Genomic DNA, 17,139 nt, shown 5'->3' with positions numbered 1-17,139 from the left:
ACCGAGGCGGATGCAACACGTGGTCGGACTAGACCGGAGTCGCTGATGCAGCAGCGCAAGGAACCCAGCGTTTGGCAGTTTCTGTCGCCGCTGCCAGAAAAGGTGAGAGCATGTCACGCATCTCATCTGTCGTCGCCGGCCCTGCGCTCGCGGGTGAACCCGCATTGAAGGGAGGTGCTGGGTCGTACTCAGCCACGAGTTGAATCTTATGCGCGTGTGCGGTGTCCGACATCTCAGCCGCCAGCGTCAAGGCGAAATCAAGCCCAGCCGTCACACCTGCCCCGGTGAGCACAGGTCCGTCACGCACGACCCGCTGATCCACCGGAATCGCCCCAAAGTGTGCAAGCAAATCGCGTGCGACCCAGTGCGACGTGGCACGACGACCTTGCAGCAACCCGGCCGCACCAAGAATCAACGATCCGGTGCAGACGCTGGTCACCCAGCGGGCCTGCTGGCCGCGCTCGCGCATGAAGGCCAGGGTAGCCTCGTCTTCCATGGCAGCCAGCGTACCGCGTGTGCCACCAGGGGTAAACAGCACTTCCAACTGCTGCGGACAGTCGTCGAACGTGATGCTGGGCGTGATCACCAGGCCGAGGTCGCTGGTGATGGGGTCCATCGTCTTGGCGACAAGGTGCACGCGCACATTGGGTACCATCGACAGAATGTGGTGCGGGCCAATCAGGTCCAAGGCTGTCATGGAGGGGTAAGTCAACAATGCGACATGGCGAAGGGTCATGGGAGTCCTTGTGTCAGGGTGGGGGGTAAGCGCTGCGCCCAGGGTTGTGCAGCTTCAAGTTGGTAGGCCAGTTGGAGCAGCAGCTCGTCGCCGTGTGCGCCTGCGGCAAAGTGCACTCCCACCGGCAGCCCGTCGGGAGTCCAGTGCAAGGGCACCGACATGCCGGGTTGCCCGGTGATGTTTTGCAGCGGCGTGAAGGCCACGTTGCGGCTGACGCGGGCGTGCAGTGTGGCGTAGTCAAGGTCGGGCGCGTGCTGGCCCAGCAGCACCGGGTGCTCGGCGGAGATGGGGGTCATCAGGATGTCCCATTCCCGGTGGAATTGCGTCATTTGGGCACCGGCGTGCAGACAGGTTTGCACCATGGCCTCGACCCGCTCGGGGGCCAGGGCCGCGCCCTCACGTGCCAGCCCCTGCGTCCAGGGCTCCATGCCTTCCATGAAACTTTTGCGCTGCACCTCGGGCACGCCCGCAAATTCGCGGTGAACCGACCAGGCCCAGCGGTCAAAGAATGCTGCATGCAAGGCTGGCGCGTCCATCGGCCAGTCGCAGGGAACCACCTGATGGCCCAGGCTACGCAGCAGCTCGGCGGCGTGTGCCATCGCCGCCGCAAAAACACCGGCCAGCGGCCCGCCGTGCAGCGGCTGCGTGATCAGCGCCACTTTGAGTTGGCGTGGTTTGCCCGCCCAGGGCTGAACCACCTGGCCAACTGTGCCCCGGCACGCCGACTCGGCAATCGCCAATGCCAGGGCGCTGTCGCGCACGCTCACGGTCAGCGCGTGCGAGGCCACCACAGAGCGCAGGCGCGGGTCAAACTCGGGTTGCGGCGTGGTGGTGCGCCCCAGCGTCGGTTTGAAGCCGAACACACCGCAGCAAGCCGCCGGGTAGCGGATCGACCCACCGCCATCGCTGCCATGCGCAATCGGTGTGATGCGTGCCGCCACCGCCGCTGCGCTGCCGCCGCTGGAGCCGCCGCTGGCCACGTCCGCGCGCCACGGGTTCAGCGTCGGCCCGAAGGCCATGGGCTCGGTGACATCCATCAGGCCAAACTCGGGGGTGTTGGTTTTCCCGAGAAAAATCGCCCCCTGGGCCTGCATGGCAGCCACCCACGGGTCAAGGCTGCTGCCCATGACCTCTTTGCGCAACCGGGAGCCTTTGGCAAAGCGCCGCCCAGGGTAATCCACCGTGTCTTTCAGCAAAAAGGGAACACCGGCCAACAAGCCCATCGAGACTCCGCCACGGGCGCACTCCAGTGCTTCGTCTTCCCAACTGTCGATCACGGCATTCAGTGCCGGGTTGCGTGCATGCAGGCGCTTGATGGCCGCTTCAACCACTTCCAGAACGGACAGTTGGCCGCTGCGTACGCACTGCGCCGTGGCGACCGCATCAAGCGTTTCAAGTTCAGGCGGCATGCGTCATTTCCTTCGGACACAGGGCAAAATTGGGCGCGGCGGCGATCAGCTCGCGCGTATAGGCATGCTGTGGCCGACCCAGCACGCTGGCGGTGTTGCCGATCTCGACAATGCTGCCCTTGTGCATCACCGCGATCCGATCACACATTTGGGCTGCCACGCGCAGATCGTGCGTGATGAACACCATGCTGAGCTGGAACTCACGCCGCAGTTGTTCAAACAATTCCAGCACCTGGGCCTGTACCGACACGTCAAGTGCCGACACCGGCTCGTCGGCCACCAGCAGTTGCGGGCGCAGCGCCAGTGCCCGGGCAATCGCAACGCGCTGGCGCTGGCCACCCGAGAATTCATGGGGGTAACGTTCGGCAGCGTCCGGGCCAAGGCCCACCTTGTTCAGCAACTCCAGCACCAATGTGTTGACTTCGTGCCGAGGCTGTCCCTGCGCCAGTGGGCCACAGGCAATGGCAGCCCCGACCGTGTGGCGCGGATTGAGAGAGGCATAGGGGTCCTGGAACACCATCTGGATGCGCGAACGCTCGGATGCCGGGCGATGCCGCAGTTCAGCGGCCAGTTCGCGGCCCTCAAACTGGATTTGCCCACTGTCTCTGGCCATCAGCCCGGTCAGCAGGCGGCCCAGCGTGGACTTGCCCGAACCCGATTCGCCGACGATACCCAGTGTTTCGCCCTGGAACAGGGTGAAGTTCAAATTTTGCGCTGCCGGCACCTCACGCCCCCGGCGCAGCAGACTGCCCGCAGTGCGGTAGGTTTTACACAAGCCCTGCACTTTCAGCAGCGGCGCGGCTTCGAACGCGCTACTTTTGCGAGCCCGGCCATGCGGAATAGCGGCAATCAACGCCTGGGTGTAGGCATGCTGGGGCGCACGCAAGACCGCCTGCGCCGGGCCGGATTCGACCACCTGCCCGAAGCGCATCACCACCACCTGGTCGGCAATCTCGGCCACCACGCCAAAGTCATGCGTGATGAACAGCAGCGCCATACCTTTGCGGCGCTGTAGTTCACGCATCAGTTCAAGAATCTGGGCCTGGGTGGTCACATCCAGCGCCGTGGTGGGCTCATCGGCAATCAGCAGCACCGGCTCCAGCACCAGCGCGGCGGCAATCATCACACGCTGGCGCTGGCCGCCTGACAATCGAAACGGGAAGGACTGGGCGATCAGCTCGGGCTCGGGCAGGCCCACGTCGGCCAGGGCGCTGAGGATGCGGGCCTGCCGTTGCGCGGCGGGCAGGGGGCAGTGGGCATCGAGCACCTCGCCGATTTGTTCGCCAATACGCATCACCGGGTTCAGCGAGGTCATGGGCTCCTGAAACACCATGCCGATGCGCTGGCCGCGCAGTGTGCGCAGCTCGGTTTCGCCCAGCATCAGCAGGTCGTGCCCTTCAAACATAATGCGCCCGGCCACCGGGGCCACCTGCGGCTTGGGCAGCAGCCCCATGAGGGCGCTGGCCACCATCGACTTGCCTGATCCGCTTTCGCCCACCAGGCACAGGGTTTGACCCGCGCTCAGTGAAAAACTGACACCTTCAACCGCCAGCGCCCGATCCGCCCCGGCGGGCAGGCGGATCGACAGGCCTTGCACTTGCAACACAGACGGTGCGCTCATCGTGTTCTCCCATCCAGTCGGGTGTTCAGGCCATCGGCCAGGCCTTCGCCGACCAGGTTCAGTGACAGCACGGTGAGCATGATCGCCAGGCCCGGAAACATCGCCACCCACCAGGCTTGGCGCAACGCAGTGCGTGCCGCCCCCACCATGTAGCCCCAGCTCATCACGTTGGGGTCACCCAGGCCGAGAAAGCTCAGGGCCGATTCCAGCAGGATCGAGCTGGCCACCATCAGTGAGCCCATCACCACGATGGGAGAAACCGCATTCGGCAGAATCTGTGTGAAGATGATTCTGCTGCTGCTTTGCCCGGCCAGTTGGGCGGCGGCCACAAACTCACGGCCACGCAGGGTCAAAAACTCACCGCGCACCAAGCGAGCCACTGGCGGCCAGGAGACGATGGCAATCGCCGCAACAATGGACTGCACCGAGGGCTGAAAAATCGCCACCAACACCACCGCAAAGGCAAAACCTGGTACCGCCTGGAACAGTTCGGTGAAACGCATCAACAGCGCATCAACCCAGCCACCGTGATACCCGGCGATGGCTCCCAGGCCAATGCCCAGCAGCAGCGCCACCGCCGTGGCCGTGAGCCCGATGAGCATGGACACCCGAGCGCCGTAGAGCAAGCCGGCGGCCACGTCGCGCCCGAGTGCGTCCGAGCCCATGGGCAGCCCCTGGATGGCACCAGGTGCCAGAAAGGGTTGCTGCACCATCACCCAGGGGTCGTTGCCAGCCAGCCAGGGGGCCCCCAGTGCAGACAGTGCCACCAGTACCAAAAGGGCAGAGCCGAGCAGCGCTGCACGATTGCGCCTAAAGCGCCGCCAAAAACCGTTGTTCATGAGAGTTCGATGCGTGGGTCAACCAGCGTGTACACCAGGTCGGTGACCACGTTGAAGGCGACGGCCAGCGCCGCAGTGAATAAAAAAGTGCCCAGCAGCAGGCTGTAGTCGCGCTGACCCAGCGCGTCATACAGCAGCCGACCAATGCCAGGCCAGGCGAACACGGTTTCGATCAGCACCGCCCCCCCCACCATGGCACCGGCCTGCATCCCGGCCATGGTCACCACCGGAAGCAGCGCATTGCGCAAGACATGGGCGCGTTGGATACGCCCGGGGGAAAGACCCTTGGCACGCGCCACCCGCACAAAGTCCTGGCTGGCCACTTCGAGCATGGAGGCTCGCGTCATGCGGGCATAAATCGCCATGTAGAACATGGCCAGTACCGTTGTTGGCAACACCAGGTGGCGTGCCACATCCAGCACATGATCCAGCCCGGTATAGCCTGCGCCCACAGTCTGTTGGCCATACGGCGGCAACCAGGGTAGCCAGACCGAGAACACCAGCACCGCCAGCAGCGCCAGCCAGTACAGCGGCGTGGCATAGAACAGCGTGGCCAGGGCGGAAATGGCGCTGTCTTTCCAGGTGCCCACACGGGCGCTGGCCCAAACTCCCAGCGACACCCCGAGCAGCAGCGAAAGAGCCAGCGCCGTTCCGGTCAGCAGCAGGGTTGCGGGAAGGCGCTCCATGATCAAGTCCAGTACCGGCTGCTGCTGGCGATACGAATCACCCAAATCACCGTGCAGCAAATGGCCGAGGTAACTGGCAAGCTGGGCCGGTAGCGGACGATCCAGGTCGAAGCGCTGGCGCAACTGTTGCAAAAACAATTCGTCGCCTGCGCCCGCCTCACCCGCCATCACCATGGCCGGATCACCCGGAGCCATGCGGATCAGCATGAAGTTGAGCATGGCAATGAGCAGCAGGGTGGCGACACCTTGAAGCAGGCGGCGTGTGATGAACCAGAGTTTGTTCATGTTGCTGGCGTTCCTGCCTCAGCTGCGCAGGCTCGCGCGTGCCAGGCTGTCGTTCAGGCCCAGCGCACTATTGACCAGGTTGTCGATGCGCGTGCGGTAAACGGTCGGAAAGTTCAGCTCCAGCAACCAGGCGGCGGCCACATCGTCGACCATGGTGCGCTGGACTTCGGTGTAGATCTCGGCACGTTTCTTCGGGTCGATTTCGCGCGATCCGCGCTCGAACAGCGCGTCTACCTTGACGCTTTGATAGCCGCCCACGTTGTTGAAGGAGGAGCCCTTCTTGATTTCGCTGCTGACGTAGTTGCGTGCCACGCCGAGTGCCGGGTCACCGTATTGGTAGAAGTAGGTGAACGCGAGGTCAAAGTCCCAGTTCGCCTGGCGTGCGACAGTGCCCGGCAGATCGGCGCTGACCAACTGCACGTTGAAGCCTGCGGCCAGCAGGTTTTGCTTGACCATTTCGGCCGTGCGTGTCCATATCTCGCCGTAGGGCAGCCCGAGCAGGCGTACTGGCTCACCTTTGTAGCCTGCCTGGGCCAGTAGCTTTTTGGCCTTGGCGGGGTCATGCGGGTAGGCTCGCACATTGGATGTGTGAAATGCCGTCAGGTGGTTCAACGGGCCGTTGGCCGGTGTGGCAAAGCCCTGCCAGGCCACCTTGGCGATGGCATCGCGGTCGATGGCGTGCATCAGGGCCTGGCGCAGGCGAACGTCCTGCAGCAGCGGAACACGGTGATTGATCCACAGCATGGACAGCGGTGTCAACTTTTCCCAGCCCTTGGTGGTGACAGCTACGCCAGGCAGCTTGGACAGGCGTGCGACATCAAAGAACTCGACCAATCCGCCTGGCAGCACGTCGATGCGGCCGGACTCGAAAGCCGCCACCCGCGAGGCCGCGTCGGGAATCACATGGAAATAGACGTTCTCCACCGTCGGCAAACCAGCGACGTGGTAGGCCGCGTTGCGCTCAAGCTGGATGAACGAGCCACGCTGCCATTCCTTGAACTTGTAGGCCCCGGTGCCGATGGGTTTGAGCGCGGGCGGGCGTGAAAGATCGACCCCCTCGAACTGGTGCTTGGGCACCACCGGAAAACCGTTGACGTCAAAAAATTGCAGAAACGGCGGGTAAGGGTAATTCAGCCGGAACTCCACCGTGTGGGTGTCCAAAGCCTTGATGCTTTGCATCAGCTGCAGTATCAATCTGAAGCGCGGATTGAGCTGGCGCATGAAGATATCGGCCGTGTAGACCACGTCGGCGGCGGTAAACGGTTGGCCGTCATGCCAGGTGACACCACGCTTGAGTTTGAAGGTGTAGGTCAGCGCATCCTTGGAGACCGTCCATTCGGTGGCCAGATTGGCTTGTGGCTGCAGTTTCTCGTCAAAACGCAGCAGGCTTTCGTAAATATTGCCATTGATCATTTGCGCCTGTGCGACACCCCCGAAGGCGGCCAGCAGTGTGGGCGGCTCTGGATGAATCGCAATGTTGAGGCTGCGGGCGTTTTGTGCCCAGGCTGGCAGAGCGATGCCACAGGCCAGGGAGCCCGCGGCGAGAAAGTCACGTCGATTAAGTTTCATAAAAATCATCACCAATTGTTAGTCGCAAATCATGGTTCATATGATGCCACATGAAATACTACCAATAAATTAAAAATTAATCATTTAGTAAATATTTATCAATGTCAAAGAAACCCACATTCAACAGGTGTCTTTCGACTCGGACACCGATGACACGTTTTCCTCTTCTTGAAGAGAACGGCCATCGCATGGGTGGCATGGAAATGCCGGATTGGCTAGAAAGAATACCGCCCTTCCAGGCCAAATGTGCGCGGCTCACCGTACATACGCTCGTAGCCACTGAGACCATCCGCAGCAGGAGAAAGAATGACCGCTGTGTTTGCCAGATTTTTGACATAAAACGCCAATTGCCAGCGGTCATCAGCCGAACTGTAGGCCACGCGGGCATTGACCTGGGTGTAGCCTGGCAACGCTTGTAGTGCCGCGTCCACCGGGGACCCGGCACCTTGACTGGCGTCGGTGCGACCATTGATATCCATGCTTAAGCGCACATTGGCCCCGCTGGTCAGTGGAACGTCGTATTGACCACGCAGTGTCCAACTCCACCTTGGGGCATATATGCGCTGCTGGTCCTGGTAGCTTGCGATCTTGCCGTCATTTGTGTAATAGGGTTTGTCATCGAGGAATTTTGCATTGAGGTAACCCACCGAAGCATCCAGACGCAAGGCATCGGTCGGTCGCCAGAAAGTCTCGATCTCAGCTCCCAGGTGCTTCGCACGGCCAATATTGTCCAAACGTGTGACGGGGCCGTTGAGCAGGCTGCTGTATACCGTGGTAAATGCCTGCGCATCACGATAGTTGTAGGCGAAGACGGCTGCGTTAACACCGTATTTGCCATTGCGCGCCGCCCACTTGATCCCGAGTTCCAAGGCGTCATTGGTCTCCTCTTTGTAAGGCAAGATGGCCGCTGTACCATTGAGCGGAAATCCGCCGAAAAAGCCCCCCACTTTGAACCCACGTTGCAGCGAGGTGTACAGCGTGGTTTGGCGATCAGGCTGCCAGCGCAGGTTCAAACCGCCTGACCAGTGGTTAGCAAGCTGGTAGTCGGCCTGAAGCGTGTTGCTGGCAATGGGCAGCACGGCGGCTGCAATGGGACCGCTGTGCTGATCAAACCCGAAACCACCGTTGCGATAGGTCTTGGTTTCGTCGGTGTAGCGTAGTGATCCCCCCAGGCTCCAAAGTGGCTTGAAGGCCCAGTCAAACTGGCCAAATGCCGAACTGGACTGGGTGCGTTGGTCATAACGCAAGGAAGCAATAAGTTCAGATGCATTGCGCACACCGTAGGCCGCAAAGCTGCTGACTTTGAACTTGGCATCCCGGAACAGGAACGAGCGATCTTCGTGCAGATTGTCCTGCGCATAAATCAGACCACTCGACCACTTGAAGTCACCATTGTTCTGTTGAAGCCGAAGTTCTTGCGAGCCAACATTGAAATGCGTCATTTGATCTGAATGCGCATACTCCCCCTGAGACGCATCGCCGTCAAGACTGCGTCCGTAATTCATATTGCGCAGGTTGGTGATACTCACCAGATCAAGGCCACCAAGCTTGAACTGCCCCTGTAGCGTCGCGCCAGTGTTGGTGACATTGAATTGACCATAGGGGTCAGACAACGAGGACTGACCCGGCGTGGCTCGAGACGGGCTTTGATTGCTAGTACCAGTGGTGAATATTTGCGTCAACTGGGCATAAGATGCACAGTTGACATTGTCAATTTGTCCCGCCAAAAGCGGGGCGCAAATCCTCTGTGCCAAAGGTGGGGGGACAGCATAAACCCCAAGTGCTGTCAGGCGCGGCGTTTCGCTTTTATCACGCGCCGCATCCACAATCAGCGTGAGCGAATTTTCCGCTGACAACTTGAACAGATTGGATACCCGAAGCGCCAGACTGTTCGGGGAACCGTAATGGCGGTCGTAATTGACAAGTTGGTACGGACCAACATCGCTGCCAATTCCGGTGGTCGCATTGAACGCTATACGCGTGGCCACAACGTCAGGTTTGAGTGTGGTGGCTAAGCTTCCGCTGACGCGCGCCCGTTTCCAGTTGTCAACACCCATGGAAACGCTTTGCTGGGTGGCCCCGAATTCGGGTTTGACGCTCATGACTTTGATGGCGCCACCACTGGCATTTCGCCCATAGATACCGCCCTGCGGACCTTTAAGCACCTCGACGCGCTCAATATCGAACATTGAGAGCTGACTCATCGCATTGGAGGTGAGGTAAACATCGTCCTGATAGACGGCAGCCGTTGGTGTGTTGTTGGGACTGAAGTCAGTGAGTCCTACGCCACGAATAACCCAGGTGGGCTGGCCAGACGCCATTTTGAACATGGACACATTTGAAACCGAGTTGGCAACATCCTCAAGTTTGACTGCTCCGAGTTGTTCAAGTGTGCCTGCACTAAAGGCAGACATGGTGATCGGCACATCCTGAATGCGTTCATTGCGCCGCTGAGCGGTAACAAAAATTGTCTGCAGCTCGCCGCCTTCTGCCTCGGCGCTGGCGCTGGGTGTGGTTGGTGTCGACTGGGCGAAAGCTGAGTGAGCTACGAGAGCGATCAGAGTTGGGGAAAAGTAACGAAGTGAAGGAGCGATGCGCACGATAGAAAACCTCCAGGTTGGGGGTGTCTACAATGCCATCTAAATATTTACGAGTCAATAGTATTTTTACTTATTGGTAATATGAAAGGAAAAAATTCCTGCCCGATGTCGATGAGTTCTGATGAACTGCTTGACGGTGAACTTCGGTTTTGACGAGTGCTGGCACCAAAAAGGGGCAACCTTTTGCCTGCTACTGATGCAGGCATACCAACCCGACTCACATTCCAAATGGGTGTATACAGCTTAGGATTGGGTAGCGGCACCAGATGGAAGGTCCGGGAATGGCGTTTGCTTCCAGCTTCACCTGAAATTCGGAACGGACAAAATTGACCTGCATAGAGATGCAGGTTGATCGAATCGACTCGGGTACTCTGGACTGTGCGTGGGTGCTTACCGGAAAGTCAACGTTGTCTTTCAGATAGATGCCCAAGGGGACCACATCGCTGATGCCAGCGCTGACTTCACTCAATGCATCCAAGATCAACGGCAAATGTAGCGTGCCCGCAAGCTGGCACCTCATCGGCCACGAGTTGCTTCATTCTTCCCGCGTTCAATCTACAATTTATTTATCAATTGATAAATTTTTAATATGGTAGTAAACTCATTATGCCTGCCATCATTGGCTCCAATGGCCGCAGACAGGTTGCCGGGCCAGCAGCCAAATCGTCAAGAGGAAGCTATAGGAAAACTGAAGCACTGAACGAATGTTGTCAGAGAACCTTGATGTTGCTACTGCCCAGAAATAGTTCGCAGTGATGATATTTCTCTCTGCCTTGCTAGCCATATCGAGTGTGACGATCTACTGCACCCCGCTTACGCGTCCAAATATGTTCGTCCGTGGCAGAACCTACTCCGATCAAACACTCACTGAAATAACTTCCGATGAAACACATTCTTGACTTTCTACAACAGCATCTCGATGAGTTCGTGGAACTGCGTCGTGACCTCCACGCTCATCCTGAGCTGGGACTCAAGGAAGTTCGCACCGCCGATCTACTGACCGACAAGCTTATGAGCTGGGGTTACGAAGTCACTCGGGGGTTGGCAGGAACGGGCCTCGTTGCTCAGTTGAAGCGGGGGACTGGCAGTAGGCGCCTGGGCTTACGGGCGGACATGGATGCCCTGCCGATTCTCGAAACCACCGGCCTGCCTTATGCCAGCCGCACGCCCGGCCACATGCATGCCTGCGGCCATGATGGGCACATGGCCATGCTGCTGGCTGCGGCCCGCTGCCTGGCGCAACAAGGCCAGTTCGACGGTACGCTCAACCTCATCTTCCAGCCGGCCGAGGAAGGGCCGGGTGGCGCGAAGCTGATGATCGAAGACGGCCTGTTTGAGCGCTTTCCCTGTGATGCGGTTTACGCCATGCACAACATGCCGGGCTTTCCCCAGGGGCATCTGGTGTTCTTTGACGGGCCAGCCACCGCCTCGTGTGATGAAGTGGTGATCACTTTACACGGCACTGGCGGGCACGGCACGGCCCCGCACCTGGCCGCCGACCCGATCATTGCCTGTGCCAGCATCGTGATGGCCTTGCAAACCATTGTGTCGCGCAATGTTGATCCCCGGCGCATGGCCGTCGTTGGTGTCGGGGCCATGAGTGCAGGCACGGCCAGCAACGTGATTCCAGACACCGCCAGCCTGACCGTGACCGTGCGGGCTCTGGATCGGGAGGTGCGCGAGCTGCTACAACGGCGCATCTGCGCCCTGGTTCAGGCGCAGGCCGAAAGTTTTGGGGTACGCGCCGAGGTGGATTACCAGCGCGGCTATTCGGTGATGGTGACCACCCCGGCCGAGACGGCCCTGGCGCGCCAGGTGGGGCTGGCGCTGGTCGGCCCCGAGCGGGTGACTTTGCAGGGTGAACCGGTGGCGGGCAGCGAGGACTTTGCCATCATGCTGGATCACTGCCCAGGCAGTTTTCTGCTGATTGGCAATGGTGCAGGGGAAAACGCCTGCATGGTGCACAACCCCGGCTACGACTTTGATGACCGCAACATCGAGGTCGGCGCGGCCTATTGGAGCCTGCTGGCGGAACGCTTCCTGCAAGCCTGACGCTTCACTCCCCCGCAAACCCCTTTCACCGAAATCACATGAGAAACCAAACCCATGAAATCAAACCCGCAGCCCGTTGATCTGGGCCACGATGTCGAAGTCCGCTACACGCCGCTGGGTGTTGCCCACATCCACGCCCGCGACTACCACGGTGCGGGTTTTGGCTATGGCTGGGCTCTGGCACGCGACAACCTGGCTTCGGTGGTTGAGCGTATGGTGACCATTGCCGGTGAGCGCAGCCGGGCCATGCCTGCCGACGGCAGCTACTTTGATGTGTTTGCGGGCAGTGACATCCGCAATGTGGACAGTGATGCGGCTTACCGCTATTTGTTGCCAGCATCGGTCATTGAGCGCACCAAGGCGGGGGCATCTGCACAGGTGCAGGCGCTGGTGAGGGGTTATGTGCGGGGCTTCAATCACCATGTGAACAGCGCACCGCTGCCAGGGGAATCCTGCCGCGCCTGTGCCTGGTTTCGTGAAATCACCGAGGACGATGTCTGGCGGCGCATCGCGCATTTCCCGATTCTCGAAACCTCGTTGATCATGTTGCGCGAAATGCTGGCCGCCAGTCCGCCCGCCAGTGTGGCGGCAGTCGCAGCGCCGACCGACACGGCGCTGCGTTTGGCCGAATTTCAAACCTTGCGCGGCGGCTCGAACTCAGCCGCCTTTGGCCGTGACATGGTCGAAGGTGGCGTGGGCGGCATCAGCTTTTCCAACCCGCATTACTTCTGGCACGGCACCGAGCGGCTGCACGCCTTTCACCTGATCGTGGACGGTGAACTCAATGTGTTTGGCTCAACCGCCTATGGTTTGCCGTTCCCGCTGATGGGCTTTAACGAGCACGTCGGCTGGGGCCTGACCCATGCCAATGACAAACGCTCGACCCTGTACGAGTTGAAACTGGACCCGAGCGACCCGACCCGCTACCAAATCGGTGATCAGATCGAAGCCATGCGCCCGGTGACGGTGGAGGTTGAAACCCTGGCCGGCCCGGTGCGGCGCGTCTTTTGGGAAACCCGCTACGGCCCCATCGTCAAAGGCCAGTACCTGCCATGGAACGAGCAATTGGCCTATGCCTTTGCCGACCCGAATCTGGGCAACAACCGTTTTGCCGATCAGTTTCTTGACATTTCACGCGCGCGCAGTGTGCGTGAAATTCGTGACTCGCAGTTCAAGTACCAAGGTTCGCCCTGGTCTCATATCACCGCGGCAGACACCACGGGTGAAGTCTATTACTCGAACATTTCCGTGGTGGCCAACATCACCGATGCCCAGTTGGAGCGCTGCCTGGTGACCAGCCCGGCACGGGCTTACATGGACTTGACCGATGCCACGGTGCTTAATGGGTCAGACCCGGCCGCGGCCTGGACGCGCGATGTGCGTGAGGTGCAGCCCGGCATCCTGCCACCGGCAGACAAGCCGTGGATGATCCGCACCGATATGACGTTCAACTCCAATGACAGCCACTGGGTGGCCTCGGTGACTTCTGAGAGCCGTCTTGAAGGCTATGCACGGGTGATTGGCAGCGAACACACGGCGCGGGGTGAACGCACCCGGGTGGCGGCCCTCTACATGCAGCAGATCAAACAGGGCAGCGCCGTGACGGGCTCCCCAGGTGCTACGCCACACAAGTGGGAGCGGCTGTTTTTCAGCTCGCGCAACCTGATGGCCGAACTGATTCTGGACGACGTGCTGGCCGACTGCCAGGCCAATCCCCTCATCCAGATGACGCAGATGCTTGTCCAGTGTGGTGTTCATCGCCCACAGGCCCACCACGCGCCACCCGCAGTGGGCATGCCCGACGTGATGGACTTGACACCGGCCTGTCAAGCCCTGGCCGCATGGGATCGGGCCGATACCTTGCAGTCTTGTGGTTCTGCGCTGTTCGCCGAGTTCATCTCTGAGCTTGAGGTGACCCCCACCGTTGACCTGGTGTTGGCATCTCGCTACTGGCGTGTGCCGTTTTCTGTGCAAGACCCCATCCACACACCACGCGGTTTTCTGCCCAGCGAAGAAACACGGCAAGCCCTGGCGCGTGCGTTGTGGCGTTTTCAGTCAGCCCAAGTGCCCATCAATGCACCGCTGAGCGAGGTGCGCAGCGTGACCCGTGCTGGCTGTCGGCTGCCCATCTCCGGCTCGTATTTTGGCTACCACTTGACCCGCCCCTCGCAGTTCACGCCTGGCCAAGGGGTGACCGAGTTGCGCAATGGAGACGGCTACATGCACATCGTGTCGCTCAAGCCGGGGCGTGTCGAGGGTCGCTTTCTGGTCACGTTCTCGCAATCGACCAATCCCCAGTCGCCGCACTATGCGGACATGACCGAGGTATATTCACGCGAATCACTGGCCGACATCGTGTTTTACGATACAGACATCAGCGCTGCGCAAATCGGTGAGACCGTGATCCTCAACAGTCAGAAAAATTGAACCGTCACGGCATTGAGTCAACGATCAGGATTCAATCCTGATCATTTCGCGCCTGAAAGGCACTGCATCAGGATCAGTGATCACGCTGTCAAACTCACGCGCAGTTTTATGACCAGCATAAACCGCCGCGGCCACCGTACCGGGTGCGCAGGCGTCGCCAATACACTCGACCGTCAGCACAGCCGATTCGTGCCAGAGTTCCCGTTTTGCCAGCAACTCCCGCCAAAGCTCGTCGCAGGGGTCTCGCATCGTCACCAGCACCAAGCTGGCGCAGCTCAATGCCGACTGTCGAGCGCTGGTGTAGATGCTGTCAAGCTGAATTGCAAGGCCAGTGCCTGCGGGACTGACTCCCACGATTTCGACTGCGGTGTGAAGATGCACGCCTAACTCAAGCAGTCGGCCCTGGATGCGTGCCTGCTCCATCGTCATATCCGTCCATTCCGAGACTTTGGCCGCAGGCGTGACGAAGTGAACCTCCAGCCCGGCGCGGGCCAGTTTTTCGGCAAGCAGGCCACCCATCACATAGTGGTCATCGTCGTAGACCAGCACCGGCGAGCTCGGCATGGCCCCGGCAAACACATCGTCGGGGCTGAAAACCTGGGGCAGTGTCGGGTCAACAAGGGGCTGGCGATGCTGACGGCCCAGGCCGTCTTTGCGCCAGTGCGCACCCGTGGCGACAAACACCCGGTTAAAGCCGAAGTCAAGTACCTCGCTGGCACTCATCGGGCTCTCCAGCGCAATGGTGACGTTGGGCATGCGCTTAAGCTGGTGCACACGGTGATCCACTACACGCATCCACGATGCCAACCCTGGCAGCGCAGCTTCGTGGATCAGCCGCCCGCCAAGTTGCCGGGTGGCCTCGGCCAGCATGACTTCCACACCGCGCTGACCCAATGCCCGTGCCAGCTCCAGACCAGCCGGGCCAGCCCCGATCACCAGCGCAGTTTCCTGGGCCTGCTTGGCATTCACTGGCGCAATGCGTTCAGGATGCCAGCCGCGACGCCACTCCTCACCCATGGTCGGATTCTGCGTGCAGCGAATCGGCACACACAGGTTGTCGCCGGTCACGCAGATGTTGCAGCCGATACATTCGCGAATCTCGTCGGTGCGGCCCTGGTTGATCTTGTTGGGCAGGAACGGGTCGGCAATCGATGGCCGGGCTGCACCCACCATGTCCATCACCCCGCGCCGAATCGCCGAGACCATCGCGTCGGGCGAGGTGTAGCGACCCACACCCACCACCGGACGGGTAGTCACGGATTTCACGAAGCTGATATAGCGCTCCTGATAGCCCTCTTCGGCAAAACGAGCGGTGATGCTGTCGTTGGACCAATCGGCAATGTTCACGTCCCAGAGGTCCGGCAATTCGGCCAACATGGCAATGATGTCGCGCCCTTCGGACTCGGCCGTGATGCCACCTTGACCAAGCAGCTGGTCAACCGCCAGGCGCACCACCACGCCGCAGCGGTCTCCAACCGCGTCTTTGGTGTCTTCAATCAGTTCGCGCAAGAAGCGCACCCGGTTCTCCAGGCTGCCGCCATACTCATCGGTGCGCCGATTGGTGCGGCGCGAAATAAAGTGCATGGGCAGACCCAGATCGTGGCCCGCGTATACGTAAACCAGATCGAAGCCCGCGTCGCGGGCACGCAGGGCAGCGTTACGATGCCAGCGCCTGACGTTGGCAATGTCACGCTTATCCATGGCCCTTGCCTGAACCGGGTCGAGATGGCGCACCGGCAGGTGGGATGGGGCCATCGGTATCTCGCGACTGTAACGATTGGGGGTTGCATAACCATTAAACATCAGTTCAATCCCGGCGAGTGCACCGTGTTCATGGCACGCCTGGGTCATCAGTAGCAGCGCTGGGACATCATGCTCATCCCACAGACGACCTTCGAAATTGGGAGCAATTTCGGAATGCGGACTGATCTCGATCTCTTCGGTACAAACCACACCCCAGCCGCCTTCAGCCTTCACGCTACGCATGGCCGCCAAGGTAGAGGGTTTGCCATGGCCCATGCCATTGCAATGCGGCACCTGGTAGAAGCGATTCTTGGAGATCACAGGGCCAATACGCACAGGCTCAAACAAAATGTCAAAGCGTGGGTCACGCCATGTACCCGCTGTTGGCCCAGGGATGCCTGGGGTTGCAAGATTTGTATTCAACCTGAATCCTGTTTGAAGGAGTCGCCTGAGCGTTTTGTTTTGAGTGAGCGAAACTTATTTGCGCGCACTGCGCGCAGGCGTTGCAGCAGGCTGCGGCGCAATGCCAAGGAGCTGCAAGGCAGCTGCCACCTGCGCATCCATCAAGTCGGCCAAGCGCTGGCCCTTGCGTGGGCGATACCAGACACTGGAATACTGAAGTACCGCCAGCACATTAAACGTCGCAATGCGGGCATCCGCCACCACAAACTCACCATTGGCGACACCTTCATTGATGAGGTCAAGGAACACCTTCACAAGCAGACGCTGGCGTTCGCGCAAGGCCTCACTTCGCTCGGGTAGCAACACCTGCGTCAGGTACTGCGGGCCATACAAGTGGGCATTGACCAGTGATGCCGCGCCCCCGCTACCCAACTCGACCTTGAGTTGAGCCCGCACAACGCGAACCATACGTTCCTGCACCGTACCTTCACTCGCGGCCGCTACGCTGACATCAGCATGAAGTTGTTCGAGGACAAAGTCCATGCAGGCATAGAGCAATTCCTCTTTGGTGCGGAAGTAGTGGTACAGCGATGGCCCCGTCATTTGGAGCGTATCAGCAATATCAACAGTGGTTGTGGCCTCAAAGCCGCGAGAAGCAAAGGCTTCCAGCGCCACTTCAATGATGCGCTTGCGCAGTGCAGCGCGTTTGGCTTCGATTCGTTCACTGGCCATGATATTGCCCGCCAATCGATGTTGACGGCTCGGTTGTG

General features: G+C 60.1%; 11 protein-coding genes. 2 read left to right on the top strand and 9 right to left on the bottom strand.

Annotated elements, in window-relative coordinates:
• Positions 1 to 28 precede the first annotated feature (28 nt).
• The 7 genes from PHW99_RS02765 to PHW99_RS02735 all read right to left on the bottom strand — a co-directional run bounded on the left by PHW99_RS02765 (position 29) and on the right by PHW99_RS02735 (position 9,745).
• A complete protein-coding gene (locus tag PHW99_RS02765) occupies positions 29 to 736 on the bottom strand; it encodes a DJ-1/PfpI family protein (RefSeq protein WP_300173583.1) in 708 nt (235 codons plus the stop codon).
• Positions 733 to 2,145, bottom strand: coding sequence for an amidase family protein (locus PHW99_RS02760; RefSeq protein ID WP_300173581.1), 1,413 nt, complete (start codon positions 2,143 to 2,145; stop codon positions 733 to 735). Before PHW99_RS02760 ends, PHW99_RS02765 begins: the two co-directional genes overlap by 4 nt.
• Entirely contained in the window at positions 2,135 to 3,766 is a 1,632-nt protein-coding gene (locus PHW99_RS02755; RefSeq protein WP_300173579.1) for an ABC transporter ATP-binding protein, read from the bottom strand. Before PHW99_RS02755 ends, PHW99_RS02760 begins: the two co-directional genes overlap by 11 nt.
• Positions 3,763 to 4,605: an ABC transporter permease gene (locus PHW99_RS02750; RefSeq protein ID WP_300173577.1), complete on the bottom strand. Its 843-nt coding sequence runs from the start codon at positions 4,603 to 4,605 to the stop codon at positions 3,763 to 3,765. Before PHW99_RS02750 ends, PHW99_RS02755 begins: the two co-directional genes overlap by 4 nt.
• Entirely contained in the window at positions 4,602 to 5,576 is a 975-nt protein-coding gene (locus PHW99_RS02745; RefSeq protein ID WP_300173575.1) for an ABC transporter permease, read from the bottom strand. The genes PHW99_RS02750 and PHW99_RS02745 overlap by 4 nt, the downstream gene beginning before the upstream one ends.
• A gap of 18 nt (positions 5,577 to 5,594) precedes the next feature.
• Positions 5,595 to 7,145 (bottom strand): ABC transporter substrate-binding protein, encoded by a 1,551-nt coding sequence (locus PHW99_RS02740; RefSeq protein WP_300173573.1) that lies wholly within the window; start codon positions 7,143 to 7,145, stop codon positions 5,595 to 5,597.
• Between the two features lie 215 nt (positions 7,146 to 7,360).
• Positions 7,361 to 9,745, bottom strand: coding sequence for a TonB-dependent receptor (locus PHW99_RS02735; protein WP_300173571.1), 2,385 nt, complete (start codon positions 9,743 to 9,745; stop codon positions 7,361 to 7,363).
• Positions 9,746 to 10,627: 882 nt separating this feature from the next.
• Here PHW99_RS02735 and PHW99_RS02730 point away from each other — a divergent pair.
• Both PHW99_RS02730 and PHW99_RS02725 read left to right on the top strand, forming a co-directional pair.
• Entirely contained in the window at positions 10,628 to 11,797 is a 1,170-nt protein-coding gene (locus PHW99_RS02730) for a M20 aminoacylase family protein (protein WP_300173570.1), read from the top strand.
• A 54-nt stretch (positions 11,798 to 11,851) separates the two neighbouring features.
• Entirely contained in the window at positions 11,852 to 14,224 is a 2,373-nt protein-coding gene (locus PHW99_RS02725) for a penicillin acylase family protein (protein WP_300173568.1), read from the top strand.
• 24 nt (positions 14,225 to 14,248) lie between these two features.
• Here PHW99_RS02725 and PHW99_RS02720 read toward each other — a convergent pair whose 3' ends face one another.
• The gene (locus PHW99_RS02720) at positions 14,249 to 16,303 is read right to left on the bottom strand and encodes an FAD-dependent oxidoreductase (protein WP_300173566.1); all 2,055 of its coding nucleotides are present in this window, start codon (positions 16,301 to 16,303) and stop codon (positions 14,249 to 14,251) included.
• Positions 16,304 to 16,444: 141 nt separating this feature from the next.
• On the bottom strand, positions 16,445 to 17,139 hold a 695-nt coding region (locus PHW99_RS02715; RefSeq protein WP_300173564.1), incomplete at its 5' end, for a TetR/AcrR family transcriptional regulator.

It is taken from the genome of Rhodoferax sp. (assembly GCF_028689305.1).
In the GTDB taxonomy this organism is placed as follows: domain Bacteria; phylum Pseudomonadota; class Gammaproteobacteria; order Burkholderiales; family Burkholderiaceae_C; genus Rhodoferax.
Note: the sequence above shows the minus strand (reverse complement) of the source record. Positions and strands in the feature narration are given on the sequence as shown.